This window comes from Streptomyces sp. NPDC037271 (assembly GCF_055603605.1).
Genome location: NZ_JBVJVN010000021.1, coordinates 79,411 through 101,617, shown reverse-complemented (window position 1 = coordinate 101,617; position 22,207 = coordinate 79,411). Strand labels below are relative to the sequence as shown.

Here is a 22,207-nt window from a genome sequence, read left to right as displayed (position 1 = left end):
CCGGTGAGCGGGGAGGCCATGGTCGCAGGCCGGCCCGGAGGGCTCTGGACGGTGTGCCGAGAGAGATCGACGGCGATCGTATGGACGCCACGCGGTTCACTGCCCGATACTCCCACCACGCCTTGCCCCCCTCGGGAGAACGGAGAGGTGAGCGCTGTCATGGACGTTCGGCCGATGCCTCCGGGAGTCGGAGCCACGCTGTACCGGCCGGGCCGACGCCCCGAACACGCCGTGAGCACGCACTCCGACGCGGTCGTCGCGCACCCAGCGGTCCTTGCCCTGCTGGACCGCACACAGCCGGCGATGCGCTCGGTCTTCCACGGGCGCTGCCCGGACGTGCCGCTGCTCTCCGGCGTCGCGGCCGAGGCGGAGGCGTCCCTGGCCGCCGAGGACCCGGCACCGGCCTTCGGGGCGGTGCTGGAGCAGATGCGTTCGCTGCTGCGGGATTCGCTGCTGACGGCGGTGCTGGTGCGCGAGCCGCACGATTCCTCAGGTGGGCGGCCGATCCCGCCCTGCTCCTCCTGCGCTCCCGCCCTCACCGCGCTCGGCGTCCGGTTCGACGGGCCGGCACCCCCGGTGAGCGCGGCACGGGGTGGGCCCGCCGGGGGCTCGCGGCGGAGCGGGGACGGCCGCTTCCCGCCCGATGTCGCGGCCGTACTCTCCGCCGCCGGACGGTACGAGGGCGTCCGTGTCGACGACGGCGAAACCCTCCGGTGGTTCCGGGCGTTGAAGGCCGCGGGTTCCGACATGCCCCCTGCCGCTGCCGCCGCGTTGAGGGAGTTCGGGGGGATGACGGTGCACCAGTACGGGCCGGGCGTGGACATGTCCCGGATGCCGTTCCGGATCGACCCCATGACCGGTCTCCACGCGGCGGCCACGCTGGCCGGCTACGGAGCCGCACTGGGTACCGCGCTGACGCCGCTCGGCGAGTACGACCTGGGGCGCGGCCGACTGGCGATGGACGAGGAGGGTGGCGTCTACCTGTGGTGGGGCGACCTGTGGCGGGTCGCCGACTCCATGGACGCCGCGCTGAGCGCGCTGGTCCAGGGTCGCCGCCCTGCCCGGGTCCACCTGGCACCGCCGCGAGCGCCCCTGCCCGAGCGTCCGATGGACGCCGCGGAAGCGGCCGAACTGGCCCGCCGCATGGTGGTGGGGGACGGGGCGGACCGGCACGCCGTCGTGGCACTCCACCTGTTCGGCCTGGGCTGGCTGGTCCACCCCCCGCCTTCCCCGGACCGCGACGCCGCGGGCGGCCCGCCGCGGTCCGCCGGCGGGAGTTACTGGATCATCGACCGCCGCAACGGCCGCGTCACGACGTGGCCGAGCCTGCATCCCGACATGATCGTCGAGATGTACGAGGAGCAATTCGGCAGCCACCCGCCCCGGCACTCCGTGCACGGCACAAAGGCATGAGGTGAACCGGCCGACGCCGGCACCGGAAGACACGTGACGTTCGCGGATACGGCCTCGGTCGGTGACATCGCCCTGTTGCCGCTCCCGCGGTCAGCGAGGGCATCGCTCGACAGGCCGTCAGCCCTGACGGCGGCAGCCTTCGGGCAGTCGCCACGGCTCACGCTCCGCGCGCCGGCGGTTACCGGGTTCTGCCGGAGGTGACCGGCGGCGACCCGGGCTGCGTTCAGGATGCCGGGCCCGGCAGCACCGGATGCGAGGTCATGTCGTCCGGAGCAGGTTGTTGTACAGGCGTCTCAGGTGCTTGGCCGCGGGACATCTCGCCCCGTCCGCCTCGCATTGGCGGCAGGTCCGCAGGTGGTGGTCGTAGTCCGCGCGCGCCTGCTCCAGGCGGTCGTATGACGGCTTCATTCGGCTTCCTGTTGGTGGTCCGGGCACCACGTTCGCGGGCACACGGGAGGGCTGCCCCGCCTGGTCGCGCGAGGCACACACAACAGTGATCTTGTTACTCGAAGTACAGCAAGCCAAGCCGATCACTGTGCCCGCAAGGACCGACCGACAGTGCCCCCGGCAGAGGCTGACCGCCCTGCGAACTCTGCCCGATGCGGCTCGCACCCGCCGGTGACGCACAGGCACCTGTGCTGCGAGGGGGCCGAGCGTCCTGCCGTACGGTTCGTCATCGCGGTGACCGTCCATGCGGGCGGCCGGGGGCGGACACGGGCGCGGACCTGCGCGATGGGAGCAGGCGGCAGCTGCCGGACCGTACCGCTGGACTCATGGTGCGCCGGGGGACGGCGCCGCCACCGTCACCACCCGGCGGAAATCCGGCCGGCGGCGCGAGCCCGAAGCCGTCGTGGTCGTGGTGATCGGGGCCCGATGCCATCGAACCCCCAGGTCGGCCCGGTAAGGCGTGTCTTGTGGCGGCGCTTCGACGTTGAGCACACCATCCGGCTTTTTGGGGCGGACACTGGGGTGGGCACGGCCGAAGGTCCCCACTCCCGAGGCGGCCGGCCGGTGTACCTGTCCGGTGATCGCCGTCTTCGCCCGGCTGCGCCCGGCGGGGGCCGACCCGGCCACCGCCAACCTGCCATCGCCGTGGGAGCAAGCCGAGCCCGCCGAAAGGGCTCACCCGGCCCGCGTCCCAGGCGGCCTTCGGTACCCGCGCCCGCGGGCCGCCTGCCCCGCCAGAGCACCGGCCCCTGCCCGCCGGGCCCGGATCGCCGGGCCGCCGGACCTCCGCCCCACCCGGCACCACGACCGGCGCACGGTGTGTGTACGGCCGTACCGATGGGGATCCGGACCAGCCGGGCCGAGCGTCCGGACCGTGTCGTGGTCAGCACCGTCAACGGGCTCCTGCGCCGTCGGCGCCGCACTGATCACGGCTCCGCGTCGAGCCGGACCTGGCAGAGGTATGCCGGCGGCGTGCTGTGGCGCCCCGCAGGTCGTCACCAGCAGGAACAGCCACAGCACCGTCAGTCCGCGTACACGACGACCAGGCACAGGGCCGCGAACAGCACTACTGACGCGCCGAGCAGCGTCAGCACCGCCGGGACCGCCGCCGTCAGCCGCTCCCTGCCCTTGCGCCGGCCCACGCGGTAGGCCACACGGGCCAGGACGAGCGGCAGCGCCACGAGAGCGAGGAAGAGCACCGGCGTCAACAACCGGCTGAACGCGGTGGTACCGGGGTCGGTGACCAGGTGCCAGGCGGTCGTACCGAACACCACGGCCGGTCCGGTCAGCAGGACCGACGAGAGGACCGACGCCACGGCGACGGTCAGTCCTTCGGTCACCCGCTCGGCACGCGTACGCCCAGGGCGCTCTTCCGATACCCCGTTGTATCCCATGTCCGTTCCCTCCAGGAGCCTCGGTTCCATGTCGCCGGCCGCGCCGGGCGGACAACAGCCCGGTGAGCGCGGCGGTCGCGGATGTCGTGCGTCCCATGCCCGCCGTCGTTCACGGCAGCAGACGGTGGCGGGCCGCGGCCGCCACCGCGCCCGCTCTGGTCCGCACACCCAACTTGGCGTACACGCGCCCCAGGTGGGTCTTGACCGTGGCCTCGCTGAGGAACAGGGCCCGGGCGATCTCCCGGTTGCCCAGGCCCTCGGCGAGCCTGCCCAGGATGTCGCGCTCGCGCTCGGTGAGGGCGGGGCCCGGGGTGCGCAGACGGGCGACGACCCGGTCGGTGACCGGTCCCGACAGCACGGTGCGTCCCGCGGCGGCGTCCCGGACGGCCGCGAAGAGCCGCTCCGGCCGCTCGGCCTTGAGCAGATAGCCCGTGGCACCCGCCGCCACGGCACGGGATATGTCGGCGTCGGTGTCGAACATCGTGAGGACCAGCACGCGCGGGGCGGGTCCGTCCGGACCGCTCTGGGCGGTCAGCCGGCCGGTGGCCGCCACCCCGTCCATGCCGGCGCCCAGTTGCAGGTCCATGAGCACCACGTGCGGCTTCAGCCGCGCTGCCATCACCAGGGCCTCTTCGCCGCTGCCGGCCTCGCCGACCACGTCGATGCCGCCGGTGCTGGACAGCAGGGCGCGCAGTCCCGCGCGTACGACGGCGTGGTCGTCGCAGAGCAGTACACGGACTGCGGGGGCGGCGGCCGGGGTCACCACGCCTGCCTTCCGGCGCCGTTCTCGGCGAGCGGCACGGACATCGTGACCACCGTCCCCTCACCGGGCGCCGACTCGACCGCGAGCGTCCCGCCCGCCTGTCGGGCCCTCCTGACCATGCCCGGGAGGCCGTGACCGCGGGTGGAGGCCCGGCCCCGGCGAGGCGGCCGGCCCGTGTCGAAGCCGCGCCCGTCGTCGGCGATGTCCACGGTGATCCGGTCCTCCAGACAGGTCAGGGTGATGACGGCCCGGGCCGCCCCGGCGTGCTCCCGTACGTTGGCCAGCGCCTGCTGGGTGACCCGCAGCAGGGCTGCCTCGACGGGCCCGGGCAGAGAGCCGGGGGCGTCTGGGGTCCCGTCCAGCCGGAACTCGACGGCCGGTCCCGGTTCCGCTCCGCCGTCCGGCGCGGCGAGGGCTCGCAGTGCCTGCACGAGGGTGTTCTCCGCGAGGTCCAGCGGCGTCAGGTCGCGGACGAACCGGCGGACCTCGGCGAGCGCACGCTCGGCTGCCGCGGCGGCGTCGCGCACATGCCCGTGCGCGGTGTCCGGGCAGGTGTGCCAGCGGCGGTCGGCCGCCTGCAGCAGCATCTGCTGGCTGGACAGGCTCTGCGCGAGGATGTCGTGGATCTCGGCCGACAGGCGCTGGCGCTCCGCGAGGATGCCGGCGTGCCGTTCGGTGGCGGCCAGTTCGCCGCGGGCGCGCACCAGGTCGTCGATGAGCAGGCGCTGCCGGACGGTCAGTTGTCTGCTGTCGACCAGGACGGCCGTGGCGACCGTACCGAGCGCGACCGGGGCGATCGCCAGGTTGGGATTGAACGGGCCGGTGAGGACGCGTAGTTCGGAGACCACCACGAGGGCGACGAGCACGGCGGCGAGCGGCACCGCGAGCCGCACCGGCAAACGGTGCAGTCCGGTGAACAGCAGCGGCATGGTGCACCACGTGGCGCTCGGTTCCAGGGCGAGCAGAACCATCCAGACGGCGAGTACCGCGCTCAGCCAGAGCAGATGCCGGGTGGCGGGGCGCTCCCCGTACCGCGGCGCGGGCGCCCACCGCAGTCCGAGCAGGTAGAGCGCCCCGAACAGGAGGAACAGGACGAGCGTCACGGCGGTGCGGGCGCCGTCGCCCCGGTCGTGGGTCAGCAGGCGGGCGATCGCGCCGCCGAGCAGCAGCACGAAGGCGACGTGCAGGGCGGCGGTCAGCCACCGCGCCTCGGGATCCGGCCGTATGGCGTCTCGCTCCACCGTGTCCCCGTCGTCTCGCCGATCCCCGTCTCACCACAGATACAGGCGCACCCTGTGAGGCGCGTCATCCGATCGGCTGATCTTCGCATGGTCCCGCCGGCTCCTCGGACCAGCCGTACGTCCGAAGAGCGGGACCGGCACAGCGGTGAGACTGCTGGGACACGCACGGCCCCTACGGAGATCGAGCACCGCATGCCCATGAACCTCACGGCCAACCGCGCCTCCCTCACCCACCGCCTGTCCTACGCAGTGCGCCACCCCGGCCGGGTGCCGCGCCACCTGCGTCGCACCGCTCGCGACGCGTGGCTGCGGTACCGCTCGCCGGACCATGTCTCCTACTACCGGGCGGTCATGCGGTCCGACACACGCCGCGACCCGGACGCCGCGGTGGGCAGTCGCAGCCGGGAGCGCTGGCTCGCGCTGGGACAGATGCAGTTCGACTACCTGCTGCGCCACGGGCTGCGTCCGGAGCACCGGATGCTGGAGATCGGCTGCGGCAACCTGCGGGCGGGCTGGCGCTTCATCGAGTACCTCGACGCCGGCCACTACTACGGCGTCGACATCTCCCCCGACATACTCGTCTCCGCGCAGGACACCCTCAAGGCCCAGGGCCTTCAGGACCGGCTGCCCGCGCTGACGCCGGTCCGCGATCTCACGCTGGGCTTCCTGCCGGAGGGCCGTTTCGACGTGGTGCACGCGCACAGCGTGTTCTCGCACTCCCCGCTACCGGTGATCGAGGAGTGCTTCGCCCACATCGGCCGCGTCCTGGCGCCGGGCGGCTGGTTCGACTTCACCTTCGACCGGACAGAGGGCGAGGAACATCACGTGCTGCGGGAGGACTTCTACTACCGGACCGAGACGCTGATCGCCCTGGCCGCCGAGCACGGCCTCGCGGCGCGCTTCATGGAGGACTGGGAGGACCTCGGGCACGGCCAGTCCAAGATCCGCGTGACGCACCGGCCCGAGGGCGGTGGCCGTTCCTGAGGGCACCGGGCCGGCGCCCGGGGCCGTCCCCGAGCTCCCGCCCGGCGCCCCGGGCCGGGCAGGTCCCACCGGTGCCCGATCGAGGCCGAGACGGCCCCGCGGCGTGGCTCGAGCCCGCGGACCGCGCTCCCGCTGCACCGCCGGCCGGGATACCGCTTCCGGTCATGCGTCTGGGTGCGAAGCTGTCCGACCGCACGCCCGACCGCACCGTTCGCCACCGGCCTGCGCCGCCCTCACCCGGAGCAGACCACGGCACGACCCGCCGGGGCCTCCGCCTCGTGTCGTCTCCGACCCGGGCGCGGCGGTGGACCTGTCGCTCCCCCGCCGGCTCCCTCGGCACCCTCTTCTGCATGCCGGGAGGGGTGCTGCCCTGTCCCACCTCCCACCCCGCCCTCGGCGGCCGCGTGGGCGGGTCAGGCGTCGGTGATCGGGGCCGTCCCCAGGCGGACGTTGTCGATCGCCCAGTACCAGTTGTTGCCCGCGTTGAAGACCCGGAAGGCCACCTTCGCCGATGTGGCCCCGTCCGGGACGGGGCAGGAGAGCCGGACCAGGCGGTTCTCCTGGTCCCGGCCCTGGTTGGTGTTCCCGGAGGTCGCGGCGCTGTAGTGGAGCAGCCGCACCTTGCCGCCGGAATCGAACTCGACGGTGACCTCGGCCTCCTGCGGGCTCTCCTGCCGGTAGTGGGAGTCGAAGCCCAGGTGCAGGGTGGGGGTGCCGGGCGGGACGGCCACCGCCGGGCTGGTCAGGGTCGAGTCGAACCGGCCCCGGCCGGACGGGCCGCCGTTGTCGTCCCAGTCGTCGGGGTCGCTGACGGCGACGACGCCGAGGGCGCGGGTGAAGCCGGGACGGTTCTGCCCGGCGGGGAACCAGAACTGCTTGGTCATGAACGTCCAGCCCTGCAACTCCCGCGTGCCCTGCGGCATGTCCGGCGCGTTGGTGACCGTCCAGCCCTCGGGGGCGGTCCGGGTCCAGCCGAGCAGCCCGGGGCGGCTGAGATCGGCGGCCGGGGCGAGCGCGGGGGCGGCGGACTCGAAGTCCTCCGCGAGGAGGTGACCGGTCATGACGGGGCCGGTTCTGACGGGCAGGGACGCGGACACCTCCGTACCGCTGCCGCCCAGCTTCGCCGTGACGGTCGCCCGGAGCGTGGCGGAGACGCGGGCCGCCGTGGCGGGCGCGACGACGTCCCAGGCCAGGGTCGCGTTCGAGCGCGCCGGAACCGATGTCGGCGCGGTGCCCCTGGGAGTGGCCTGCCAGCCCTGCGGGAGGGCAGGCGTGGCGGCCAGGCCCGTGAGGGGCGTGCCGGCCGCGTTGACGACGGTGGCCGTCACGGTGGCCGCTCGGCCCGGCGACAGGACGGCGCCGTCGGTGCCGGGTGAGCTCGCCGGACCGGTCAGCGTGACGCTCAGGGCGGGGGCGACCCGGACCTGCACGCGGGCGTCGGCGAGCCTGAGCAGACCGTCGCCCTGGGCGTGTGCGGCGACGACCAGTCGTCCGGCGGTGGCGTTCCGGGCGGGCGTGACCGTGAAGCGCACGTCGGCCGAGTCGCCGGCCGCGAGGGTCGCGGGGGTGGTGCCGGACCGTTCGACCGTCCAGCCGGACGGGGCGGTCAGGGCGGCGAAGAGCCCGTCGAGCCGGTCTTGGCTGTCGTTGCGCACGGTGACGACGACATCGGTCGGGTTGCCCTGCGCGAACGGCGTGTCCAGGGAGGGCTGGGGCTCGGGCAGGCCGATGACCGCGGTCAGCGCCGGGGCCGTGCCGGTCGCCGGGTCGGTGACGCCGGGCCTGTTGTGGGACCGGCGGCCGGTCATGCGGCGCAGGAAGGCCGGGTCGTCCCAGTCGACGACCACGATGTCGTACCAGCCGTGGTCCGGCAGACCGAGCCGCACCGTGCGGGACGTGCCGGGTCCGAGGGTGATGGCGCGCACCCGGTCGCCGTGCCTGTGGGAGTGGACCGACTCGCCGACGAGGAGCCTGCGGGTGCGGGAGGAGGGGTTGGAGCAGACGATACTCACGTGGCCGGCGCCCTGGCGCTCGGAGAGGTACGCCTCGGCGCCCACGCCGGTGCCCCGCAGCTCCCACACGGACCAGCCCGGTCCGTGCACATGCAGGTCGTAGCCGTCGGCGCCGTACTCGACCGTGTGGTCGGCTCGTCCGCGCGCGGGCACCGTCCAGGTACGGGGGGCGGTGCCGTCGCCGGGGTAGGCGGAGAACCAGACGGCGGCGTCGGCGCTGTCGTTGCCGAGGCGGAGGCGGACGCCGGTGCGGGTGACGTCGGAGCGCAGGGACGGCCGGTAGGGGGAGGGACGCGTGCGGCGCGTGCCGGCCTCCTGTTCGGGGAGCGACTGCTCGCCCGGCGGTACGGGGTTCCAGCGGCCGACCGCGTCCGGTACGGGAGCGGGCTGCTCGACCCGGGGCTGCCGGTAGGTGCGGTGGAAGTCGAAGGCGGCGGTCAGGTCACCGAACACGCTGCGGCGCCAGGCGCTGATGTTGGGCTCGTGGACGCCGGTCCACTTCTCCAGGAACCGGATGACCGAGGTGTGGTCGAACGCCTGCGAGCTGACGAAGCCGCCCACCGTCCAGGGCGACACGATCGTCATCGGCACGCGCGGGCCGGGGCCGACCGGGCTTCCGTCGGACCAGTCGTCGTCGTTTCCCGAGGCCGGCCGCGGCGCGACCGGGGCCGGCACGTGGTCGAAGTAGCCGTCGTTCTCGTCGAAGTTGATGAACAGCACCGTCTTCGACCAGGTGTCCGGGTCGCTCGCGAGGGCGTCGAGGAGGTCGTAGACCAGGTTGGCGCTGCCGACGGGGGTGGAGCTGCTGGGGTGTTCGGACAGCGCCGCCGTCGGAACGATCCAACTGACCGCGGGCAGCGTGCCCTTGTCGATGTCGGACCGGATCCGCCGGACGAGGGTGTCCGGCTCGGAGCGGTAGGCGCCCCGCAGGAACAGCCGGCGTTCGGCCTCGGTCAGCGCGTCGACACCCCGCTGGAACTCGGCCAGCGCGGTCTTGCGCTGCTCCGGCGTCCTGGCCCACAGGCTGTCGTAGAACTGCTCGGTGGTGGAGTACTGTCCGCCGACCCCGGCGAGGATCTTCCGGCCGATCTCCTTCCAGGGCCGGAAGTACTCCACCGCGTTGTCGGTGAAGTTGTCCCACTCCTGGTAGATCTGCCAGTCGACGCCCGCGGCCTCCAGGCGCTCGGGGTACGTGGTCCAGCCGTATCCGGCGTGGCGGTGGTCGTAGGCGGCGTTGGTCAGGGCCCGGTTGACACCGTCCGGCTCGTAACCGGTGGTGCCGGTCCACAGGTAGTTGCGGTTGGGGTTGGTCGAGCCGTAGACCGAGCAGAAGTAGGAGTCGCAGATCGTGAAGCGGTCGGCGAGTTCGTACTGGAGCGGGATGTCGCGCCGGTCGTAGAAGGCCATGGTGCTCTGGGTCTTGGCGGCGACCCAGTCGTTCCACCAGCCGTTCCCCCGGGCCTGCACGGCGTCGCGGAAGGCGTGCGGGAGCGAACCCAGATACTGGATGTCGCTTTCCGGGCGGCCCGCGTCGAGCGCCGCCCGGCGGGCCGAGAACGGCAGGACCTCGCCGCCGCCGGGCCGCGGCTGCCGGAAGACGTCGGCCCCCGAGGGCAGCCGCAGGGGCGTACGGTCGCCGAAGCCTCGCACCCCCTTGAGGGCGCCGAAGTAGTTGTCGAAGGAGCGGTTCTCCTGCATCAGGACGATCACGTGTTCGACGGCACGCAGGCCGCCGCGCGGCATCGGCGCGGCCATGGCCCGGTGGAGCGAGGGGGGCAGGAGGGAGAAGCCGGCTCCACCGGCGAGGGTGCCGAGAACCTTGCGGCGGGAAACGTCAGACATGTCGGGGACGTTAAGGCGCTCGTACCTCACGGCATAACCCTGGGCAACGGATTTTCGCCGGCCGTTCACCACACGACATCGGCTGTTCCGTCGCCCGTACGCCGGACAAGCGGCTCAGGCGCTGTCCGCGGTGATGTGTACGCGCTCGACGCCCTCGTCCAGGAAGGCGGTCAGGGCCAGGGCTTCGGCGTGGACTGCTTCTCGCTCCGGGCTGGAAAGAGGGCGGAGTGGGGTGATGGCGAGCTGTTCGTCGTGCACGGTCCAGGTGGCGGCGACGCGTCCGTCGACGAGGACGGCGCGTCGGCCGGCGACGGACAGGCCGAGGTGGGCGTCGTCGATGATGCGGCTGCGGTCGTGGTAGCCGAGGATCACGTTGTCGAAGGCCGGCAGGAACCGGACGGGTGCGGGAGTGTCCGGGTGTGGGCGCGGCGCGTCGGGAAGGTCGAGAAGCACCCGGCCGCGTTCGTCGCGGAAGGCGACGAGCTCTTCGCGGATGGCCTCGACCGCGGCGGGAAGTCCGGCGAGGCCGCACCAGGAACGGAGGTCGGCCGTGGCGGCGGGACCGTGGGCGGCGAGGTAGCGCCGTACCATCTGCTGCCCGGTCGGGTCTCGATCGTCGGAGGAGAGCGGGTCGATGTCGCGCCCGAGCCAGGTGGCCAGGGGCAGGTTGCGGACACCGGCCCTGGTGCGCCACAGGCCTCGGGGCGGGAGCTGAACCATCGGGACGAGGGCCGCGACGAGCAGCTCGCCCAGGACACGGCGCGGGGGCGTCGGCCAACGGCCTTCCAGTTGCTCGACGAGTGCGGCCATGGTGCGGGGCTGCTGGTCGGCCATGACCGCTCGGCCTGCCGCGGCGACCTCCTCCACGTCGATGCCCGCGAGTTCGCTCCGGTAGGTGGCCATCACCCGCTGGCGCAGCATGGTGTCGTGGCGGGCTCGCCAGGCCAGCGCGTCGTCGGCGGTGACGAGGTGGACGGTGCGGCGCATCAGGTGCGTACGCACGACCTTACGGCCTGTCAGCGCGTCGTCCAGGTCCTGCGGTCGGAAGGCGTGCAGCCGGGACCACAGGCCGATGAAGGGTTCCTGGGGTTCCTGCGCCTGCATTCCGCACAGGTGCGCCACGGCGTCGTGGACGGAGGTGTCCGCGCGCCCGAGCAGGTACTGGCGGGCGAGGGTGGCGCGGTTGAGGGCGCGTGTGTCGAGGACGGTCATGTTCTCAGGCCGCGGCTCGCTCGGTGGCCGGACGCCGGCGCGGAACGGGGTGGGACGGTGAGGGGGGAGTGCGGGGGACGTCCACGGGGCCGGTCCGCCGCCCCGGCTGTCGTATGCGCACGTGATTCGCTTCCTTCCGCTTGTCTGCCGGGTGCCGTCGTGTCGTCGGCGGCGCCCGTCGTACTGTGTCGAGTCGGCCGGCTCGGCCGTTGCGGTCCCCCGGCCGCCTCGCCCCGGATCGCCCGGTCCGCCTGGTTCTCGTTCTCGTTCCGCACGTTGCCGGTTTCCTGGTAGGTGACGGCGCCGGTGCGTCCGCCGAACACGGACATGCGCGCCCGACGCGCGTCGCCCCGGCAGTTCTTGGTCCCGGGGTGGCTCTGATCCCACCGTCGCAGGATTAGCGGTCAGCCTGTGTCCTCTACTGCGGGCGGAATGACGGGCACCCGTTCACGGAGGCGGTCGGCACCGTCGCTCCCGGCGGCATCCCGCGAAGCCCGCAAGGGCCCGGGACAACACGTCGGCGGCCCGTCCGCCGCCCGCGGCATTGCTCCGACCAGGTGACATACGGAGCGCGGCCCGACGCCCGGGCAGGAATGCTGGCGTCATGGCACCCCTCATATCAAGGCGGCTCGCCGTCGCGCTGCTCGTCTGGCTCGCCGTCGTCCCCGGGACGGTCGCCGCGGTGCCGGCCGGTGGGGGGCCAGGGGCCTCAGACGGGTCTCCCACTCCAACCGGTGACCCGCTGCAGGCGTTGGAGGAGGCCGCCCGTCCGCTGCGCACCACCGAGCCCTCGGGCGCTGTCGAGGACCTGCGGCCCTTCGGGGAGGCGGTCGGTGACGCCGTGGTGGTCGGCGTCGGCGAGGCCGCCCACGGCTCCCACGACTTCGTCACCTTCCGGCACCGGGTGCTGCGGTACCTGGTCGAGGAGAAGGGTTTCCGCTCCTTCGTCCTGGAGGCCAACTGGAGCGCGGGGCTCCGTCTGGACGACTACCTGCTCACCGAGCGCGGCGATCCCGTCCGGATCATGTCCGAAGAGTTCCGGAACGCCTTCCTGCTGCTGCACAGCCAGGAGTACCTGGACATGATCCGCTGGATGCGCGCGTACAACGTCGCCCACCCCGACGACCCGGTCAGGTTCGCCGGCAACGACAACGGCTACGCCGGTCCGGAGCTGTACGACCGGGTCGTCGGCCACGTCCGGCGCGCCCACCCCGACCTGCTGCCCGCCGTCACCGAGCTGTACCGGGGGCTGCGCCCCACCCTGCCCGTCGACGCGTGGATGCGCGCCGCCGTGACCGAGCCCCTGGACGAGCGTCGCGCACGGGCCGAACGCACCGGACGCGTCCTCGGACTGCTCCGCGCCCGCGAACCCGCCGGGACGGACGAGGAGCACGCCTGGGCGCTCCAGCACGCCACCGTCATCGACCAGGTGGCGCGCCTGTACGCCTTCGACCTCTCCGACCCTCGGAACGGGCCGGAGGCCATGGCCCACCGCGACACCGCCATGGCGGAGAACACCCTGTGGTGGCACCGCCACACCAGCCACCGACTCGTGCTCGGCGGACACAACAGCCACCTGTACACCAGGAGTTCCACCCCCACCCTCCCCCTCCCCCAGGGATCGGTGCTCCGGCAACGGCTGGGCGACGGCTACCTGGCGGTGGGGCTCTCCTTCGACCGGGGCGCCGTGCACGCCACCGCGCAGGGTCTGCAGAATCCGGCCGACCAGGACGTCGGACGGGTCGAGGTGGAGCCCGCCGCTCCCGGTTCGGCCGAGTACGTCCTGGACCGGGTGGGTCACCGGAACTGGTACGCCGACCTGCGCACCGCGCCGCCCGCAGCCCGCGCCCTGCTGGACGTCACCCGGCCCAAACGGGAGATCGGCACCGACTACCCGCCGACCGGCGACCAGGTCAACCTGCTGAGGTCGATGGACCTGGTGGTGCACCTGGACGAGATCCGGCCGAGCCGGAGACTCGCCCGTGCAGCGGCCGAGCAGCGGCCCCACACTCCGGGGACGTCCACCGGTCTGCTGCCCGCCCTGGAGGAGGCGGCCCGTCCGCTGCGCACCGTGGAGCCCGTCGGCCCCTTCGACGACCTGCGCGCCCTGGGGGAGGCGGTGGGTGACGCCCGGCTGGTCGGCGTCGGGCAGGCCGTCCACGGCTCCCGCGACTTCCTCGCCCTCCAGCACCGGGTGTTCCGGTACCTGGTCGAGGAGAAGGGTTTCCGCTCCCTCGTCCTCGAAGCCCCCTGGAGCGCGGGGCTCCGCCTGGACGACTATCTGCTCACCGGGCGCGGCGACCCCGCCCGGATCGTGTCCGAGGAGTTCCAGAACGCCTACCTGTTCATGCGGACCGGCGAGGTGCTGGACCTGATCCGCTGGATGCGCGCGTACAACGTCGCCCACCCCGACGACCCGGTCAGGTTCGCCGGCAACGACAGCAGTTACGCGGGCCCCGATCTGTACGACCGGGTCGTCGACCACGTCCGGCGCGCCCACCCCGACCTGCTGCCCGCCGTCACCGGGCTGTACCGGGGACTGCGCCCCACCCTGCCCGCCGGCGAGTACATGGTGGCCGCCATCGAGGAACCCCCGGCCCTGCGGCGGGAGAAGGCCGAACGGACCGGACGCGTCGTGGAGCTGCTGCGCGCCCGGAGCTTCGCCGGGCGCACCGTGGCAGGGGACGACCACGCCCGGGCGGTGCGGAACGCGGAGATCGTCCATCAGGTCGCACGCCAGAACGCCTTCGACTACGACGACCCGGCCGACGAACGCGAGGCCCTGGCCTACCGCGACACCGTGATGACGGAGAACACCCTCTGGTGGCTCCGGCAGACCGGCGCCCGGGCGGTGCTGGCCGCCCACAACGGCCACGTGTACCTGGAGGGCTACGACCCGGACTACCCGGTCATCCAGGGCGGCCTGCTCCGCCGCGCGCTCGGGAACGGTTACCTGGTCGTGGGCCTGGCCTTCGACCACGGCTCCTTCCACGCCACCGACAAGGGCGTCTCCAACCCCCGCGACGAGGACGTGAAGGAGTTCCGCTCCGGGCCGGTCGCGGCCGGTTCGGTCGAGCAGACCCTGGACCGGGTGAGCCACCGGGACTGGTACCTCGACCTGCGCACCGCGCCGCCCGCCGTCCGCGCCTGGCTGGCCGTGACCCGTCCCAAACGGGAGATCGGCACGCACTGGCCCCGGGACCCGGACTCGGTCAATCTGCTGAGGTCGGCGGACGTGGTGGTGCACCTGCACGAGATCCGGCCGAGCCGCCTGCTTCCGCGCCACTGACCCTTGCGCCGGCGGCCGGCCGCTCCTCCGCTGCGGCAAGGCGACCGTCCCACGCACGTGGTGCCGGCGCCGACTCCCTCGGCTCCGGCACCGCGTGTTCCTCTGCGTCCCCGGCGGTCCGTGGACGGTCGGCCGCCCGGTGCGGGGGCAGCCGGTCCGCGCCGGACGACCGGGACGCCCCGCGGTTCCCGTACGGCGCGCTCGTCGCGCCCCACGCCGGCCCGGAAATCGACACGTTCGCCGGGAACGGCCGGCCGAAGCAGCGCCGAGGGATGGCCGGTGAACCCGGCATCTGCTTCCTGGGCCTGCCGTGGCGGCGGCTGTGCCGGCGCAGGACGGTAGGCGCCCGGCTTCGCGCTCATGGCGCCCGTGCGGGCGGCGGCAGTCATCGAGGCGGGGCGGCGGGCCCGGGGGACTCAGTGGAGACAGAGGCAGAACGGATGGCCGGCCGGGTCCGCGTAGACCCGCCAATTGGCCTCCGTGCGGAGCTGGTCCGTCCGCTCCAGCACGGTCGCGCCGAGGGCGAGTGCACGCTTCTCCTCCCCGTCGAGATCGTCCACGTCGAAGTCCAGGTGGAGCTGTTGCGGGCGCTCCTGGCCGGGCCACGCGGGCGGCTCGTAACCGTCCACCCGCTGGCAGGCCAGCGGTGTCCCTTCGAACCCGTGCACCTCCACCCAGTCCGGGTCCTCCCGGTCCGCGACCACCCGGCCACCGAGCAGATCCGCGTAGAACTCCGCAAGCCGTACCGGATCAGCGCAGTCCAGCGCGACCGCCTGCAGCTTTCGAATCACTTCCGATCCCCTCGCTCTTCGGCCACATCCGCGACGCCCCGTACGGCCGTCCACGGACCGCCGGGACGCAGACGAACTCGGGAGGTGTCGTACCCGCTGTCGCGGCGGACATGCGAGGCGCACTCCGGACCGCCGCCGGTCGTCGTGGACGACTGCTCAGGCCTCGATGGCGCCGTTCACGCCTCGCCGCGTGCCTTCATCACCGCCTTGTTCAGCACCCACAGCCCGATGCCGATGGCCAGCAGCACGCCCGCCCGGATGTAGACGTGCGCGGGCCGGTCGGACAGGGGGCTGGCGAGAATGAGGGAGGTGGCCGCGCCCAGTACCGGCAGCGCCGTCGGCGTACGGAAATGCTTGTGCTCGACACGGTCGCGGCGCAGAACCAGTACGGCGATGTTGACGACGGCGAAGACGCACAGGAGCAGGAAGGCCGTGGTGTCGCCGAGGCCCGCGATCTCTCCGGTGGAGACCAGGCCGATGGCGAGCAGCGACACGAAGACGATGCCGACGACCGGAGTACGGCGCCGGGGAAGAACCCGGCCCAGGGCGCGCGGCAGGATGCGTTCGTTCGCCATGCCGTAGCAGAGCCGGGACGCCATCATGATGTTGATCAGTGCCGAGTTCGTGACGGCGAACAGGGCGATCAGCGCGAACAGCTTCGGTGGAAAGTCCAGCCCGCCGGCCTTGACGACCTCCAGCAGCGGGCCGCTGGAGCCTTCCAGCACGCGGTAGTCGACGAGCAGCGAGGAGACCAGGGCGACCAGGACGTAGATGGTCCCGGTGACGGCGACGCCGATGAAGATGGCGCGCGGAAACGTACGTGCCGGGTCCTGGGTCTCCTCCGCCATGTTGACGGAGTCCTCGAAGCCCACGAAGGCGAAGAAGCCGAGGGCGGTCGCTCCCAGCACGCTGGTCATCAGCGCGTAGCCGGAGCCCCCTGCCTGGAACTCGCCGAGTCGGGAGGGTTCACCGTCACCGGTGAGAACCGCCCAGGCACCGACGGCGAGGATGACGAACAGGCCGGTCAGTTCGACCAGAGTGAGGACCACGTTGGTCTTCACGGACTCGGACACGCCGCGCAGATTGAGGGCCGCGAGGGCGAGGACGAACAGGATGGCGATGAGGGTGGGCGGGAAGAGGTCCGTGAACTCGGCGAGGTAGTCGCCGCTGAAGGCGCGTGCCGCCGCGCTCGCCGAGGACAGGCCCGAACACATGACCATGAAGGCGACGATGAAGGTCAGGAACGGCACCTGGAACGCCTTCTGGGTGTACAGCGCGGCCCCTGCGGCTTTCGGGTACTTGCCGACGAGCTCGACGTACGAGGCCGCGGTGAGCACCGCCACGACGAACCCGATGACGAACGGCAGCCACAGCGCCCCGCCGACCTTGCCCGCGACCTGCCCGGTGGTCGCGTAGATGCCGGTACCGAGGATGTCGCCGATCACGAACAGGATCAGCAGTCTGGGGCCGATGGCCCGCCGCAAAGGGGTGTCGTCCGCTCCGTCCGGCGAGGCAGTCACGTCTCTTCCGCCTGTGGTCACGGAGGCTCCCCCTCGAGGTTTCGTCACAGAACAACGTGTCCCCTGCCCGAGGGGCCGGGGAGTCATGCCCGGGCATACTGCATTCGGAAGCGCGCCGACGGGACCTTCCGACGTTCCCGCGCCCGGTCAGCGAACCAGGGGGAATCCGCGGCCGGCTGCGCCCCGGTTGCCGCGGTTGGGGCGGCACCCACTGACGCTGGTTTCCCGGCTTCCACCGCGTACGCGACAGCCCGCCGGCGCCGGTGTCCCGGCTTCCGCCGCGTACGCGGCCGCCCGCCGGCGCCGGTGGACGAGTCGCCGCCGCCCGCGACCGGGGGCGGCCGGTTCCGTACCCTGGCGGCATGCGCATGCGCCCCACTCTGAGCTGGACGCCCACCGAGGATCTGCCGCCCGGTACCACGGATGTGGAGCCGGTCGCCGACGCGCTGAGCGCCGGTGGTGTACTGGTGCTCAGCGGGGCGGGCCTCTCCACGGAGTCGGGGATCCCCGACTACCGGGGCGAGGGCGGGAGCCTGAGCCGGCACACCCCGATGACCTACCAGGACTTCATCGCCGATCCCCGGGCCCGGCGCCGGTACTGGGCGCGCAGTCACCTCGGCTGGCGTACCTTCGGCCGCGCCCGTCCCAACACCGGGCACCGCGCCGTCGCCGCGTTCGGACGCCACGGACTGCTCACGGGTGTGATCACCCAGAACGTCGACGGCCTGCATCAGGCCGCCGGCAGCGACGGCGTCGTGGAACTCCACGGAAGCCTGGACCGGGTCGTCTGCCTCTCCTGCGGCACCTTCAGCCCGCGCCGTGAACTCGCCCGCCGGCTGGAGGAGGCCAACCCGGGCTTCGAGCCGGTGGCCGCGGGAATCAACCCGGACGGTGACGCCGACCTCACCGACGCACAGGTCGGGGACTTCCGGGTGGTGCCCTGCGCTCTCTGTGACGGCATCCTCAAACCGGACGTGGTGTTCTTCGGCGAAGCCGTTCCGCCGCGGCGGGTCGAGCACTGCCGCGAGCTGGTCCGCGAAGCGGCCTCGCTGCTGGTCCTGGGCTCCTCACTGACGGTGATGTCCGGGCTCCGGTTCGTCCGTCAGGCGGCTCAGGACGCGAAGCCGGTGCTGATCGTCAACCTGGACCCGACACGGGGCGACCGGCACGCCCACACCCGGGTCGCGCTCCCGCTGGGAACAGCCCTCACCACCGTGGCCGACCGGCTGGGCATCCCCGTCGACGGCAGGCCGGCGGCCCCGGGCGAGTCGTGACGGTGGCGGACGTCAGCGCACCACATCTCACCCCACAGCCCGCCTCTCGCGCCCCACGCCGAGCCGGCCACCGTCTGCGGCTCTTCACGCCCCGGGCCGATCGGCCGACCGGCCGTTCCTCTTGATCATCCCTCGGGAGCTGCCTAGGCTCCCGGCCATGGAAACGGGGGGACCGCATCACGGTCCGAGGCGATTGAGCCGTCGGCTCGTCAGGGGGCGCGGAGTCGCAGCTGTGCTGGCCGGGACGGCGGTGGTGGTGGTCGTTCTGGGGACGATGTTCGTCGTCCTGCCGGCTGTGGTGGTCGATCACGATCTCGCCGGGTCGAGCGTTGCCGCACAGGATCGGCTGAAGGCCGTGAACGATGTCCGAACGACGCTTCTGCAGGTACTCGCCGGTCTCGTCGTGCTCTTCGGCGCGTCAGCCACCTGGCGGCAGGTACGGGTGAGCCAGGAAAGTCTGCGCGCCACTCAGGAGGGGTACGTCACCGATCGGTTCAGCCGGGCGGTCGACCAGCTCGGCAGCGACAAAATGGATGTACGCATCGGCGGGCTGCACGCCCTGCGGCGGATCGCGGAGCAGTCCGCCCGCGACCGGGACGCCGTCATCTCCATCCAGGCCGCGTACCTGCGTACGCGTCTGCCCTGGCCGCCCACCGGCCCCGAGTCGCCGGCGGCGGACGTGGCCATCAACGACATAGCACCGCTGGAGACCCGTGTCGCCGACGCCCAGGTGGCGCTGACCGGGCTCGGCTCTCTGTGCCGGCACCGGGAGGAGTCATGGGTCAATCTCAGCGTCACCGATCTGCGCCGGGCCGACTGCGACGGGCTGGGATTGCCCGAGGTCAACTTCGACCGCGCCTGCATGGAGGCGGCGGGCCTGTACCACGCCAATCTGACCCAGGCCTCTCTGGTCTCGGTCAATCTGCGGCACGCCGATCTCACCACGGCGATTCTCCGACGGGTCCGTTGCGTGCTGGCCGACCTGCGGGGTGCGAAACTGGTCCAAGCCGATGTGCGCGACGCCGACTTCACCGGGACCGACCTGCGCGAGGCGAACCTGCGCAAGGCCGACGCACGTGGGGCGGTCTTCCACCGCGCCGACCTCCGCATGACCGATCTGCGCGGCACGGACCTGAGCACCGCCGACCTCGCCGAAGCACGCCTGACCGGTGCCCTGGCCAGTGACCGCACCCGCTGGCCCGTCGGCTTCGACCACCCGGCCGCCGGAGTCGTCGACACCGATGACCCGGGCCCCGAACCCTCGCCCCTGCTTCAGCCCCCGGGCATGACGTGGCAGGCGCCGCCACTGCGGTCCACCCAGTGACCGGCGCGGTCGGACACAGCCGCGTCCCAGCCTCCGGGCGCGGCGACTGCGCCAAGGGCAGGCGAGGGCGATCGCGCTCGCGTCCTCGATGCCGTTCGCCACGGCGAGTGATCGCCTTCCGCCACCGAGACGTCACGGCCCGAGAACGGTGAAGTGAATGTGGCCCGCATTCGCCCGTCCGCTTCGGCGGTGCGACGCCGGTCCGGCCGCGGCTCGGCGGAATCGGACCCGCGGGCCTGCGCCGGCCGGCACCGAGACCGTGGTCGCGGGGTCGCTCACTGCCGACCGCGCCCCCCGGGCCCCGGCCGGCAGCCGTCACCCTCTCGTGGGCGGGATGTGGACGGTCATGATCAGGTGGCAGGTTTCGGTCCCCGAGCCGCGGTAGGTGTGGGCGGTGTCGCCGTCGTAGGTGGCTGTCTGTCCGGCTTCGACGGGGTGCTCGGTGCCGTCGACGACCAGCGTCATCCGGCCGTGCACGACACTGACCGTCTCCACGACGCCGGCCTGGTGCGGGTGACTGGGGTACTCCTCCCCCGGCTCCAGCTTCCAGCGCCACACCTCGACCGGGGCCGCTCCCGAGGTGGTCAGCACGAGCCGGGCCTCGCTGCCCCGCTCCCCGGCCCACAAGGGCCTGACGGCGTCCGCGGACACCACTCGGACACGGCCTTCGGCCGGTCCGTCCATCAGGGCGGACACCGAGAGACCGAGGGTGTCCGCGAGGCGGACCAGAGTGGCGAAGTTCGGGTTGCCCTGGGCCTTCTCCAACCCGACCAGGGCACCCTTGCTGACCTTCGCCCGTCGGCCCAGTTCGTCCAGGGACAGCCCCGCGCGCGTGCGTGCGGCTCTGACGTTGTGCGCGAGGGCGCGCAAGGCCGCCTCTGCCTCGAGCACTTGATCACCGTCCTGACGTCTTACAGCACTGGAATGGACCGCACGGTCATTTGGTTGACAACCTGCGGTCGTTTCATTGTACGGTCGAGTCGTTCCACCGTGAAGCCCGGTGGCCTTGCCGGCTGCAGGGCGGCAGGTGCCGGGCACCGTGCCGGGCGGGGCCCGGACCGGCTCGCGGTCGACCTGCCGCTGTGACTCCTCCCGGGCGCCTCGCCGGCTGACCACCACCGCCGTCGCCGCCGGCCCGCTCGCCGTCATCCGAACCGCCGCACCCTCCACACAGGGAGAACCCGATGTTCATCCAGCCCTGGGACGCCGCCCTGGACGAAGCCGAATGGCGGGCCTGGGTCGGCGACGGTCACGATTTCGGGCAGCTCAGCGTCAACGGCCTGCCCGGCCAAGCGCCCCTCACCGTTCCCACCCACTTCACCACCGACGCCGGCCGGCTGCTGGTCCACCTGGCCCGGCCCAACCCGCTCTGGAAGGCGATCGAGAACGAACCGAACGTCACCTTCACCGTCATCGGCGACTACGCCTTCATCCCCGGCCCCTGGCGCGCCAGGCCCGAGGACCCGCCCACCGACGGCGTTCCCACCAGCTACTACGCGGCCGTCCAGTTCATCTGCCGCGCCCACATCATCGACGAGCCCGAGGCCAAGGCCGAGCTGCTGCGCCGCCAGATGGCGCATTTCCAGCCCGACGGCGACCACGCCTCCATCGACGCCGACCGCCCCCCGTACGGACGGATGCTTCCCGGAATCCGAGGCCTGAGGCTGGAAGTGCTCGAAGTGCGGGCCAAGTTCAAGTACGACGACCACAAACCGGTGGCGCACCGCACTGCCGTCGCCGGCCACCTCACCGAGCGTGGCCAGGGCCTCGACGTGTCCACCGCACGCCAGCAGCTGCGCCGACTGGACCGCATCGGTCCGTGGAAGCCCTGACCCCTCCACCAGCACACGTACGAAACAGGAACCCCCTCATGACCGCCTTTCGCATCAGCCCCGCCGTCGCCGACGCATTCCCCGACACACTCATCGCCCTTGTCATCGCCTCCGGTCTGCGCGGCCACGAAGCCTGGCCCGACACCACCGCCGCTCTGGAGAACCTGGAGCAGCAGCTCGCCGACGGCACCTGGCAGCCCGCCGACGAGAACGATCCCCGCATCGAGGCATGGCACACCGCCTACCGCTCCTTCGGCACCAATCCCCGCCGCATCCGCCCCAGCGTCGACGCCCTCGGGCGCCGCCTCACCAAGAAGCGTTCGCTGCCGCGTATCAACCCGGCCGTCGATTCCTACAACTCCGTCTCCGTCCGTCACGCACTTCCGGCCGGCGCCTTCGACCTCGACCACGTCACCGGCGACGTGGACATCCGCTACGCGGACGGCGGCGAGGAGTTCACCCCGCTCGGCGAGCCCGGCACCGTCGAGATGTCCAAGCCCGGCGAGATCATCTACGCCGACACCGACGGCGTCCTGACCCGCCACTGGAACCACCGCGACGCCCACCGCACACGCGTCACCGAAGACTCCACCCACGTCGCCTTCGTCCTCGAGACCCTCCACGCCACCCGCGACGGCGACTGCCTCAAGGCCGCGGCGGAGGAACTGCGGGGCCTGCTGGTCCCGCACGCCGAACAGACCGCGGTGCACTACCTCAGCCCCGCCCATCCGCACGCCGGCATCTGACGTCGGCGGTGTGGACCCGGGCCGTGTCCGCGCCCGTTCGGCCGGTGTACGCGTGTGCCGCCACCGCCTGCCGGCCTCCCGCGCTCACGCGTGAGCGCTCTGGACGCGGGGCATGGCCTTCTT

16 protein-coding genes are annotated in these 22,207 nt (G+C 72.6%); 7 read left to right on the top strand and 9 right to left on the bottom strand.

Annotated features, from left to right (window positions below):
* The first annotated feature begins 18 nt into the window (after nucleotides 1-18).
* Nucleotides 19-1,413, top strand: coding sequence for an SUKH-3 domain-containing protein (locus tag ACZ7G3_RS27815; protein ID WP_470928717.1), 1,395 nt, complete (start codon nucleotides 19-21; stop codon nucleotides 1,411-1,413).
* Nucleotides 1,414-1,671: 258 nt separating this feature from the next.
* Here the strand turns inward: ACZ7G3_RS27815 and ACZ7G3_RS27810 are convergent, their stop codons facing one another.
* The 4 genes from ACZ7G3_RS27810 to ACZ7G3_RS27795 form a co-directional block, all read right to left on the bottom strand.
* The gene (locus ACZ7G3_RS27810; RefSeq protein ID WP_426601438.1) at nucleotides 1,672-1,821 is read right to left on the bottom strand and encodes a hypothetical protein; all 150 of its coding nucleotides are present in this window, start codon (nucleotides 1,819-1,821) and stop codon (nucleotides 1,672-1,674) included.
* A gap of 1,061 nt (nucleotides 1,822-2,882) precedes the next feature.
* Nucleotides 2,883-3,254, bottom strand: a complete 372-nt coding sequence (locus ACZ7G3_RS27805) for a hypothetical protein (protein WP_470928692.1) — start codon at nucleotides 3,252-3,254, stop codon at nucleotides 2,883-2,885.
* 109 nt (nucleotides 3,255-3,363) lie between these two features.
* A complete protein-coding gene (locus ACZ7G3_RS27800) occupies nucleotides 3,364-4,020 on the bottom strand; it encodes a response regulator (protein WP_470928691.1) in 657 nt (218 codons plus the stop codon).
* On the bottom strand, nucleotides 4,014-5,258 hold the full coding sequence (locus ACZ7G3_RS27795; protein ID WP_470928690.1) for a sensor histidine kinase: 1,245 nt from the start codon (nucleotides 5,256-5,258) through the stop codon (nucleotides 4,014-4,016). The genes ACZ7G3_RS27800 and ACZ7G3_RS27795 overlap by 7 nt, the downstream gene beginning before the upstream one ends.
* A 192-nt stretch (nucleotides 5,259-5,450) precedes the next feature.
* On the opposite strand from ACZ7G3_RS27795, the gene ACZ7G3_RS27790 reads away from it, so the two are divergent.
* Nucleotides 5,451-6,242, top strand: coding sequence for a class I SAM-dependent methyltransferase (locus tag ACZ7G3_RS27790; protein ID WP_470928689.1), 792 nt, complete (start codon nucleotides 5,451-5,453; stop codon nucleotides 6,240-6,242).
* 413 nt (nucleotides 6,243-6,655) lie between these two features.
* Here the strand turns inward: ACZ7G3_RS27790 and ACZ7G3_RS27785 are convergent, their stop codons facing one another.
* The gene (locus ACZ7G3_RS27785) at nucleotides 6,656-10,096 is read right to left on the bottom strand and encodes a phosphocholine-specific phospholipase C (protein ID WP_470928688.1); all 3,441 of its coding nucleotides are present in this window, start codon (nucleotides 10,094-10,096) and stop codon (nucleotides 6,656-6,658) included.
* A gap of 114 nt (nucleotides 10,097-10,210) precedes the next feature.
* A complete protein-coding gene (locus ACZ7G3_RS27780) occupies nucleotides 10,211-11,308 on the bottom strand; it encodes a winged helix DNA-binding domain-containing protein (protein WP_470928687.1) in 1,098 nt (365 codons plus the stop codon).
* A 604-nt stretch (nucleotides 11,309-11,912) separates the two neighbouring features.
* On the opposite strand from ACZ7G3_RS27780, the gene ACZ7G3_RS27775 reads away from it, so the two are divergent.
* Nucleotides 11,913-14,597, top strand: a complete 2,685-nt coding sequence (locus tag ACZ7G3_RS27775; protein ID WP_470928686.1) for an erythromycin esterase family protein — start codon at nucleotides 11,913-11,915, stop codon at nucleotides 14,595-14,597.
* A 416-nt stretch (nucleotides 14,598-15,013) separates the two neighbouring features.
* Here the strand turns inward: ACZ7G3_RS27775 and ACZ7G3_RS27770 are convergent, their stop codons facing one another.
* Together ACZ7G3_RS27770 and ACZ7G3_RS27765 are read right to left on the bottom strand one after the other, a co-directional pair.
* Nucleotides 15,014-15,388, bottom strand: a complete 375-nt coding sequence (locus tag ACZ7G3_RS27770; protein ID WP_426601430.1) for a VOC family protein — start codon at nucleotides 15,386-15,388, stop codon at nucleotides 15,014-15,016.
* 176 nt (nucleotides 15,389-15,564) lie between these two features.
* The gene (locus ACZ7G3_RS27765; RefSeq protein ID WP_470928685.1) at nucleotides 15,565-16,908 is read right to left on the bottom strand and encodes an APC family permease; all 1,344 of its coding nucleotides are present in this window, start codon (nucleotides 16,906-16,908) and stop codon (nucleotides 15,565-15,567) included.
* A gap of 362 nt (nucleotides 16,909-17,270) precedes the next feature.
* Here ACZ7G3_RS27765 and ACZ7G3_RS27760 point away from each other — a divergent pair, with 362 nt between their 5' ends.
* Together ACZ7G3_RS27760 and ACZ7G3_RS27755 are read left to right on the top strand one after the other, a co-directional pair.
* Nucleotides 17,271-18,182 carry an NAD-dependent protein deacetylase gene (locus ACZ7G3_RS27760; RefSeq protein ID WP_470928684.1) on the top strand — a complete coding sequence of 304 codons (912 nt, stop codon included), beginning with the start codon at nucleotides 17,271-17,273 and terminating at the stop codon, nucleotides 18,180-18,182.
* A 274-nt stretch (nucleotides 18,183-18,456) separates the two neighbouring features.
* A complete protein-coding gene (locus ACZ7G3_RS27755; RefSeq protein ID WP_426555401.1) occupies nucleotides 18,457-19,506 on the top strand; it encodes a pentapeptide repeat-containing protein in 1,050 nt (349 codons plus the stop codon).
* A 315-nt stretch (nucleotides 19,507-19,821) separates the two neighbouring features.
* On the opposite strand, the gene ACZ7G3_RS27750 is transcribed toward ACZ7G3_RS27755, so the two are convergent.
* A complete protein-coding gene (locus ACZ7G3_RS27750; protein WP_426523462.1) occupies nucleotides 19,822-20,397 on the bottom strand; it encodes a helix-turn-helix domain-containing protein in 576 nt (191 codons plus the stop codon).
* A gap of 293 nt (nucleotides 20,398-20,690) precedes the next feature.
* Between ACZ7G3_RS27750 and ACZ7G3_RS27745 the strand changes: the two genes are divergently transcribed.
* Both ACZ7G3_RS27745 and ACZ7G3_RS27740 read left to right on the top strand, forming a co-directional pair.
* Entirely contained in the window at nucleotides 20,691-21,338 is a 648-nt protein-coding gene (locus ACZ7G3_RS27745; RefSeq protein ID WP_470928683.1) for an FMN-binding negative transcriptional regulator, read from the top strand.
* Nucleotides 21,339-21,376: 38 nt separating this feature from the next.
* Nucleotides 21,377-22,084 (top strand): B3/B4 domain-containing protein, encoded by a 708-nt coding sequence (locus ACZ7G3_RS27740; protein WP_470928682.1) that lies wholly within the window; start codon nucleotides 21,377-21,379, stop codon nucleotides 22,082-22,084.
* Nucleotides 22,085-22,207 lie beyond the last annotated feature (123 nt).